Source organism: Vibrio sp. 10N.247.310.17, from assembly GCF_041466605.1.
Classification (GTDB): Bacteria; Pseudomonadota; Gammaproteobacteria; order Enterobacterales; family Vibrionaceae; genus Vibrio; species Vibrio tasmaniensis_A.
In genome coordinates, this window is the sequence record NZ_JBFSTC010000169.1 from 1 (window position 1) to 4405 (window position 4405).

General features: G+C 40.0%; 5 protein-coding genes. 1 reads left to right on the forward strand and 4 read right to left on the reverse strand.

Annotated elements, in window-relative coordinates; genetic code table 11:
* Positions 1-238: 238 nt before the first annotated feature.
* From AB6D80_RS24240 to AB6D80_RS24250, 3 genes are all read right to left on the reverse strand, one after another.
* Entirely contained in the window at positions 239-733 is a 495-nt protein-coding gene (locus tag AB6D80_RS24240; protein WP_241816736.1) for an NUDIX hydrolase, read from the reverse strand.
* Positions 734-1128: 395 nt separating this feature from the next.
* Positions 1129-1737: a trans-aconitate 2-methyltransferase gene (locus tag AB6D80_RS24245; RefSeq protein WP_017041545.1), complete on the reverse strand. Its 609-nt coding sequence runs from the start codon at positions 1735-1737 to the stop codon at positions 1129-1131.
* A gap of 26 nt (positions 1738-1763) precedes the next feature.
* Positions 1764-2381, reverse strand: coding sequence for a hypothetical protein (locus AB6D80_RS24250; protein ID WP_102258275.1), 618 nt, complete (start codon positions 2379-2381; stop codon positions 1764-1766).
* Between the two features lie 180 nt (positions 2382-2561).
* Here AB6D80_RS24250 and AB6D80_RS24255 point away from each other — a divergent pair, with 180 nt between their 5' ends.
* The gene (locus AB6D80_RS24255) at positions 2562-3386 is read left to right on the forward strand and encodes an AraC family transcriptional regulator (protein ID WP_102258276.1); all 825 of its coding nucleotides are present in this window, start codon (positions 2562-2564) and stop codon (positions 3384-3386) included.
* 419 nt (positions 3387-3805) lie between these two features.
* Here AB6D80_RS24255 and AB6D80_RS24260 read toward each other — a convergent pair whose 3' ends face one another.
* On the reverse strand, positions 3806-4336 hold the full coding sequence (locus AB6D80_RS24260; protein ID WP_102258274.1) for a hypothetical protein: 531 nt from the start codon (positions 4334-4336) through the stop codon (positions 3806-3808).
* Positions 4337-4405 lie beyond the last annotated feature (69 nt).

Consider the following 4405-nt stretch of genomic DNA (forward strand, 5'->3'; position numbering starts at 1 on the left):
TGAGTTAGAAAGTGCCACGAGTCAAAATTCAGGTCTATGAAGCCTCTGGACAAAAGTTTGTCAGCGACTTTACTAAATTAGCAATTAATGAATAACTGCAAGTATGGCAAACGGCTTAAATTCAGGAAGTCCAGTATTGTTGATGTAGGTTAGATCGCACAATTTACTTATATAGAGGCATCGGGCTTGTTCAACAATCGGATTAAGCGCTGGCTTCGCAGCGTTAAATTCTTATTTGTTATGCTGCTATCTCACTTAGTTTGATGTACTTTGTTTCTAAAGGTAAATCTAACAAACCTAAACGCAAAAACTCTGGCTTTACATCCACTTCTGGCAACTCGTTCAATGAAAACCACCTAAACTCAAGATCGACGCCAGACTCAATACCACGAAAAGGTTCGTTCAATGGAAATCTATGAGGTTCGCTTAGTTGAACAAAAAAATAGTTAGCGATTTCATGATACTTTTTATTTGCATGTTCAAAGAAACTTTCAACGTGCCAAAGATGCTTCTTAACAGACGACTCTACCCCTAACTCTTCTAGTAGCTCTCGATTCAATGTAGCATCTGAGTTTTCGAAAAACTCAACTCTACCACCGGGAAGCGCCCAAAAAGAATCTCCGACAACTCTATGTAATAACACATGATTATCATGAACAATAACGGCAGCACTTCGAAAGTTAAATCGAGCATCACCTTGATCAAATCTCAACATTTTTACTCCTTGTAGCATAACGCCTTCTATATGACTCTGCGCCGCATTTTACGCCCATATAATGCAGACTTTCACCTATCACTTCAATTTGTAATCAATAAGTTAGTGACCACATTGAGAGGTTAGACTGCTAAGTGAAGCATAATTTCTAGATGTACTGAATTCGGATAACTTTTTGTAGGGTAAATTGCCATTAACAGGATATGAATGAGTTCTTGTTCTAGCTGATAAAGGGGCATTTTCGAGCTAGAAAATGCCACGCGTGAAAATTCAGGTTGTGATGTTTTTGGACAATTCCGTGTTACGACGAGATAGAAAGCCTTCTATTTCAGATAACTTTTTCTATTCCAAATCACGCGAGTCGCCTACAAATAGCTGACAAATCTCATTAACCCACTACAGAACAATCACTACTACGACTGAAATACTTTGCGTGCGAGAATAGCAAGAGAATCCCCATCTTCGAATTCGCTAAAAACCTTTGATTCAACAACGTTAAACTCCTGCCCCATTGCTTCTTTCATCTTGGCTAAACTTCTCGGATGAAACAATAGACCATGAGTTGTTTCAGGTGCTTGAATTTTTTGCCAGACTAGATGGAAAACGAAACCTCCAGGTAAAAGCAGCTCAGCTTGACGGCGGAAAGATTGGCGCAATTCGGTATCACTTAAATGATGCATTACTTTATTGGAATATACTGCATTATACCTAGCTTCTGTTTCAATTTTTACAGCATCAAGTATTAAGCTAAGTACATCTGGTAGCCGTTTATTGAGAATATTCACGAAAGCTGGTGAATAATCAGAGCCTGTAACTCGAAATTTCTGAGCGAGAATTTCAAGATCATTACCAGGCCCCGAGCCTAACTCTAAAACAGAATCCTCAGGAGAAAGAACCTTTGAGAGCATATGCAATTGCTCAGCAGCATTATATCCATCACACATTTCAGTATATGCCTTCGCATTGTTAACATCGTGATAATAATTCATGCAGACCCCGTCGTTTAAATCATTGTAACTCATATAATTTCCTACAATTTTCTGTATTACTAACTTGCTCTTTTAAACAAATATGCAAATGGTGATTTTGTGTATGGGATCGCACGACCAGATGCTAATATATTTTCTCGTGTCATGATTTCAGGCCTCTTGGGCTTCATATAATCCTTAAGATTTTCGTCGTTGACCTCATACATTCCATTGTCTCGAAGAACGACAGCAATCAACTTAAATCTTGGATCTAAAGCCGCTAAAGCTGCATCTCCGTGGCTAGCGTTAACAAGTAAGATTCCACCTATTCTTAAAAGCTCTCCGCACGGTTCTGAAATAAAGCCTGCATAAAGAGATATTAGTAAGTCGAATTCAACTTCGTTTAACTCCAGTGAGCGATAGTCACCATGGATAAACTGTATATTTGGGTCTGAGTTCCCTTTATGCTCGAAAACTATCTGTTTAACAGTGCATTCATCAGCAAAAAAATTTGAAGCACGTTTATCAAGATCCACATATGTGACATCGTTAAAAACGAATGATGGTGAAATGTCCACATAACTACCAGGATAGAGTACTTTTCGAGGAGTCATAAAAGCACCGATCGCCTTAAACAGCTCCCAGCGATCACCTTTGTGCTTATCCTGCTCCTCCCACAAAGCTAAAGTCTTAGTCATTATTTCTTTCCTCTAGTTCTGTAAGCCAAAAATATTACGACCTGAATCTCTTTTTATTGTTTAAGCTACTAGGATTGTGTGTGGTTAATATATACAAAGACCCTGCGTTGTTTGAGTGCACAGATTGAGATAGTATCGGCTGATATTAAGATCTTGTAAAAGAACTGTAGGTTGTTATCCATGCTTCCAAAAACACCATTGCCACCCTGCTATGTAATCCACGAGCAAGGCGTAAACAGTGAAAGCTCAACCGTGTCAGTAAATCCAGACTATGGTTTGCTCTTTACTACAAAAGGCTCATTTAAAATGGAGCAAAGCTACACTACTCAATCTGTTACTGGCAGCATTACGATTGTCCCCTACGGAGTACCATATCGTTCTGTCGCGGGTTGTAATTTAGACTATTGGCTACTTGGTTTCTCTGCTGAAAGCTATGGTTTGAACGAAATGCAAGAGATAATGCGCCCCTTCGCAGAGGTTCGTTCAGGAGGTGCTCCTGTGGCTCATTTAGATGTTCCAGCTCAACAACGTATAACTTCTTGGTTTGAAGCCTTAAAACAAGAAACCAATATTGAAACAACGATGAGTAATGATGTTCAACGGAGCCTGATTGTATTGATATTAGCAGAAGTCGTTCGTGCGACGACTGTAATAGACAATAAGATCACAAAGTCGCCATTAGTCGGAAAGGCATTACACTATATTCAAAAATACAGTCTTACTCCTATATCCTTAAGTGACGTTGCGTCTGCTGTGGGTCGCACATCTCCCCATGTCGCATCAGTTGTAAAGTCAGAAACAGGTTTTACGGTCGGTATGTGGATCACTTCAGCGCGCCTAGCCAAAGCAGCGCAGCTTCTACAGTACTCAAATATGTCGGTTGAACAGATTACTACGAAAATTGGGTGGCAAGACACAACTCATTTCATCAGGCAGTTCAAAACGTTCTATGGCACAACACCTTCAAAATGGCGTAATAAGCTAAGAGACAAAAGTGAGCATTGAACATGAGTTGTATACTTCATTTAAATAACAAGGAGGTTCGTCTTCAATGACCTTGATTCTTTGTAGCATAAGAAAAGTAGGTCAAACGTCAGGTTAGCGAAGAGTTCCCTGAATGCTTCGTAACTTGTTTCGGGGCAGAAATGAGCTAGAGCTACTACTCTAATTATTCATTAGAACAAATAGCAGCGTACCAATACGATCGCTGCCATTTAAGAGCTTACTTTATTACTTGGTACTCATGGGAACAGGGACGTAATACTTTCTTGGGCTATATAAGGGGTTAAAGGAACGTTTTTGTGCCCAAGCAGCGGCCAATGAATACCTAGTCTAGAATAAAGACATTTAACCCGTTCCTACTCTCTCGTACTGGCCTTATACCTGAAATTACATTCACTCTCGATGGATATCCTATGCCGAGATTAATATTTCCAGCCTTGAAATTGCAAGGCTTTTGGAATAGGGCTGTAACAAGGGTATTCAGTTTGCAGACCATATTCAAAAATAACCGAAGTTGACATTGCAAATGAAGATGAATAATTATATCGAGTAAACCTTTCAGGATTATTCTTCGCCGTCTTTTCAAGCACTGTCCAGATCATATCTTCAAGAAATTCAGGGTGGCGATTCGGATCGAGTGCCATCAAATCACGCATACAGAACCAGTTATTACCTCCTAGCTCTTGTTGGCGGGTAGCATTGCCGAAATATGCTTCTTGTAGTGCTCGCAGATGAGCTTTCAGAATTTTTGATTCCACGGTGTCTGTTTCATCTATGTGCTGCAAGAAGTAAGGCAGTTTGGTGATGTCTGCCATTGCTCTTTTAGGCATAGCTAACGTTGCTGTGTCATATTGCTCATGTATCTCGCTCAGCAGTTGAGTGAGCTCGGGAGAGTGGGGTTGAGCTTGCACGCTCGCACAAGTAAGCAGTAGCAATGGTAAGACTGTTTTCATGGTCATTCTCCCTTTAGATACCTGATCATAATACCAGTATTTAGGCGGTGCATAAAGTTCTTTTTTATG

Bases quoted from the DNA above. Each gene is read 5' to 3' on its own strand.
- AB6D80_RS24240 (WP_241816736.1), bottom strand. From the start codon at position 733: ATGCTACAAGGAGTAAAAATGTTGAGATTTGATCAAGGTGATGCTCGA.
- AB6D80_RS24245 (WP_017041545.1), bottom strand. From the start codon at position 1,737: ATGAGTTACAATGATTTAAACGACGGGGTCTGCATGAATTATTATCAC.
- AB6D80_RS24250 (WP_102258275.1), bottom strand. From the start codon at position 2,381: ATGACTAAGACTTTAGCTTTGTGGGAGGAGCAGGATAAGCACAAAGGT.
- AB6D80_RS24255 (WP_102258276.1), top strand. From the start codon at position 2,562: ATGCTTCCAAAAACACCATTGCCACCCTGCTATGTAATCCACGAGCAA.
- AB6D80_RS24260 (WP_102258274.1), bottom strand. From the start codon at position 4,336: ATGAAAACAGTCTTACCATTGCTACTGCTTACTTGTGCGAGCGTGCAA.